The organism is Rhizobacter sp. P2_H2 (assembly GCF_056403375.1).
Window position 1 is genome coordinate 1 of sequence record NZ_JBFUFP010000499.1, and the last position, 3,889, is coordinate 3,889.

3 protein-coding genes are annotated in these 3,889 nt (G+C 70.2%); all 3 read right to left on the bottom strand.

Going from position 1 to position 3,889, the window contains the following annotated elements; all coding sequences use genetic code 11:
* On the bottom strand, positions 1-2,028 hold a 2,028-nt coding region (gene tssM, locus AC1D15_RS21135; RefSeq protein WP_477827510.1), incomplete at its 3' end, for a type VI secretion system membrane subunit TssM.
* Positions 2,025-3,371 (bottom strand): DotU family type VI secretion system protein, encoded by a 1,347-nt coding sequence (locus AC1D15_RS21140; protein ID WP_477827511.1) that lies wholly within the window; start codon positions 3,369-3,371, stop codon positions 2,025-2,027. The genes AC1D15_RS21140 and tssM, both read right to left, overlap by 4 nt.
* Positions 3,372-3,400: 29 nt before the next feature.
* Positions 3,401-3,889: type VI secretion system baseplate subunit TssK (gene tssK, locus AC1D15_RS21145; RefSeq protein WP_477827512.1), on the bottom strand; the 489-nt coding region annotated here is incomplete at its 5' end.

Consider the following 3,889-nt stretch of genomic DNA (forward strand, 5'->3'; position numbering starts at 1 on the left):
CCGGTACACGCGCTCGGTGAGCGGCGTCGCGATCAGGCGGGCCCGCGTCTGCGCGACCAGCTGCTTGTCTTCCGGCAGCGGCGACACCGCCTGGCCCTCGGCCAGCAGCGCGTCGAGGTGGGATTCGAGCTCGGCACGCTGCTCGGTGGTCACCGAGCGCGGCAGGTTGGTTTCCCAATCGGCCATCACGTAGAGCTTCAGCGCGGCGGGGTCGAAGCGCTCCGGGTCGTAGAGCATCACGTAGGCCTTCAGCGCCTCGTACTGCAGCTCGGGGTTGTCGAGGCCGGTCTTCAGGCGGTCCTCGATGCCGAGGGCGATGCGCGGCAGCACCGCGTCGGTCAGCATGCGGCGGTAGGCCTGCTGCGACGCGCCGTCGAGCTTGCGGCCCTGGTACAGCCCGAAGCCGTGGCTGAACGGCACCGAGTCGCCGATGCCGGCACGCGCCAGGTCGCGCGTGGCCTGCAGCGCCGGCAGCAGCACCAGGATGTCGGGCGATGCGCGGTTCGGCGTCGACTGCACCAGCTTGCGCACCTCCTCGACGGTGGCGTCCACCTTCGCGATGTAGCGCTGGTTGTTGACGTAGCTGACGCCCCAGGCGAGCAGCACGCCCAACGAGACGATGCCGAGCGCCGCGTAGGCGGCGGTGATCATCCAGGCGCGGCGGCGCTCCCATTTCAGGTCGGTGCCGGCCAGCGCGGCCTCGCCGAACACCACTTCCTTCAGCAGCCGCGACAGGAAGAAGCTCTTGCCGCCGGACTGCAGCGGCGGCAGCACCGTGCGCTCGAGCCGGTAGGTGCGCGCGATGCGGCCGAGCATGCGGTCGATCGGCGTGCCTTCCTGCGTGCCGCTGATGAAGTACACGCCGCGCAGCAGCGGGTGGGCCTCGAACTGCGACGGCGAGAAGACCTGGTCGATCCAGTCCTTCAGCAGGCCGCGCAACGCCTCGAACTGCTGCGGGAAGCCGTAGATGCGGGCGCGGCGCTGCGGGTCGCGCTCGAGCTGCAGGCGGTCGATCAGGCCGTCGGTGAGGCGCTTCTCGAGCGCGTCGAACTCGGCCGGGAACACCGAGAGATCGGTGTGCTGCTGCTTGTCGAGCTTGAAGGTCATGCCCCACGGCGTCGCGCGGGTGTCCTTGTCGACCTCGCCCAGCGTCTCCATGAAGCCCGACAGCAGGTCGCACTTGGTGACCAGCAGGTAGATCGGGAAGCGCATGCCCAGGTGCTGGTGCAGCTCCTGCAGCCGCAGGCGCACGGTGGCGGCGTGCTGCGCGCGCTCGTTGACGTTGGCGGTGAGCAGGTCGCTGACCGACACGGTGATCAGCACGCCGTTCAGCGGCTGGCGCGGCCGGCTGCGCTTGAGCAGGTCGAGGAAGCCCTCCCAGGCCTTGCTGTCGGTGCTCTTGTGGCTGTCCTGCGTGGTGTAGCGGCCGGCGGTGTCGATCAGCACCGCCTGGTCGGTGAACCACCAGTCGCAGTTGCGGGTGCCGCCGACGCCCTTCACCGAATGCTCGCCCATCGCCGCGGCCAGCGGGAAGTTCAGGCCCGAGTTGACCAGCGCGGTCGTCTTGCCCGAGCCCGGCGCGCCGATGATCACGTACCACGGCAGCTCATAGAGGTAGCGCTTGCCGAGCCGCGACGTGAGGCCGCTGAACGCGCCGGCCACCCCCGTCTTGCCGGTGTCGAACTTCGCGTTGCGCAGCGTCTGCAGCGCCTTCTGGAAGCGCTCGTTCAGCGTCTTCAGCTCGGCGTTGGCCGGGTCGTCGGCGGCAGTGCTCGCCACCGGCTTCAGCAGCTGATCCACGACGCGCGCATTGGTCTTGCGCGCACGGAAGTACTGCCACAGCTTGCGCAGGATCACGAGGCCGACGATCACGCCGATGAAGACGAGGCGCGCCGTCGAACTCTCCAAAGGCCGCCAGGTGCCGATCGCGATCAGCGGCCCGACGATCCAGATGACGAGGGACAGCGCGATCAGCCCGAGGATCAGCAGGAACCACGGGTTGAGCAGGACACCGAGCAGCTTCTTCATGATCCGGTTCCGGGAGCCGAGGCCGCGGGCGTCGCGCCGCGCGAGATGAACAGGGTGATTTCGACGCGCCGGTTCAGCGCGCGGTTGGCCGGCGTGTCGTTGGCGGCCACCGGCTCGCCATCGGCGCGGCCCTCGGCCTTGACGCGGTCGGCGGCGACGCCGTAGCCCACCAGGATGTCGCGCACCGTCTTCGCGCGCTCCTCGGACAGGTGCCAGTTCGACGGGAACTGCGCGGTGCGGATGCGCACGTTGTCGGTGTGGCCGGTCACCAGCACCGAGCCCTGCACCTGGGCCAGCGCCTCGGCGATGCGCTTCATCAGCGCCTCGCGGTCGCTGGTGAGCGCCGCGCTGGCGGGCGGGAACAGGCCGTCGCCGCGGATGATCACGACGCTGCGGTCGACCTCGTCGCGCACCGTGACCAGTTCGGCCTTGATGTCGTTGACGAGGAACTGCGCGAGCCGCGGCTTCGGTGCCGGCAGCTTGACCGGCGGGGTCGGCGGAATCAGCCGCAGCTCCTGGATGCGACCGTAGACCGGGTCGGAGTCGCCGCTCAGCCGCCACGACAGGCCGAGGTAGATCGCGACCACCAGCAGCATCACGACGGCGCTGGCCACCCACAGCGGCAGCCAGGTCAGCATCGAGCGGCGGGTCGCGGCCTCGCCGCGCCAGTTCTGCGCGAGCGGCTGCGGGTAGTCGCCGCGCTCCTTCTTGATGATCTGCGCGAGCCGCTCGCGCACCGCCTCGAGTTGCGCGCGGCCGCCGTCGACGACGCGGTAGCGGCCCTCGAAGCCCAGGCACAGCGCGGCGTAGATCAGCTCCAGCAGGTCGCGGTTGCCGCGCGGGTTCTCGGCCAGCTTGGCCATCAGCTGGAACACCTTCTCGCCGCCACCGGTCTCGTTGTGGAACATCGCGAGCAGGCTGTGGCGGCCCCACTGGCCGGAGGCGCCCCACGGCATGGTGGCGGCCACCTCGTCGAGCAGCGTGCACAGGATGTAGCGGGCGGCCAGCACGCGCTCGGGCGTGATGCCGCGGGCGCGCGCCTGCGCCTCGAACTCGCGCAGGCCCTGCGCGATCGATTCGCGCAGCGAGGCCGGGTCGGCGAGCTGGGTGGAGGCGCGGATCTGCGGCACCAGCGCCAGCAGCGGGTTCGCCAGCGCCACCAGCGGGTTCAGGCCGCTGTCGCTCGGGCCGATGTCGGCCGCCACGTCGGCGCCCGCGGGCTGCTGCGGCGCATGCTGCGGGCGCGAGGGCATCGCGGTCGTGCGCCCGCCCGGCGTCGGCATGATGAAGGTGCGGCCGGTGTCGACTTCGGCAAACGGATCGTCGGGGGAAGAGGGGCTCATCGCGCTCACCACGTTCTTTCTGGCTTACTTCACTGGCTTCTGATGGCCCACAACTCCAGCTCGAGGCCGGGGAAGTCGCCGGCGATGTGCATCGCGACGTGACCGTTGGTCGAGACCGCCTTCCACAACTCCCCGCTGCGGTCGAGCTCGAAATAGAAATACCCCGCATGGAACGGCAGCTGGCGCGGCGCGACCGGCAGCGAGCGCAACCCGATGCCGGGCAGCTGCAGGTTGACCAGGTCGCGGATCTTGTCGACCGGGCCGATCTTGGTCTGTGCCGGAAAGCGCTGGCGCAGCTGCTCGCCCGGCACCTGCGCATTGACGGCCAGCACGAAGGTGCCGGTGCGCGCGAGCTCCAGGTCGTTGACGACCGCGGTGCGCACGCCGTGCGTGCGGTCGACCAGCTCGATCTGCAGCGCGTTCTGCTCGAGCACCGCGGTCAGCATGCGGCGCAGCTCGGCGAACACCGGCGCGAAGCAGGCGTTCAGGTCGTCGTGGCGGTACGGCGGGAATTCGTG

Coding starts and splice junctions, on each gene's coding strand:
- AC1D15_RS21140 (WP_477827511.1), bottom strand. CDS start 3,371: ATGAGCCCCTCTTCCCCCGACGATCCGTTTGCCGAAGTCGACACCGGC.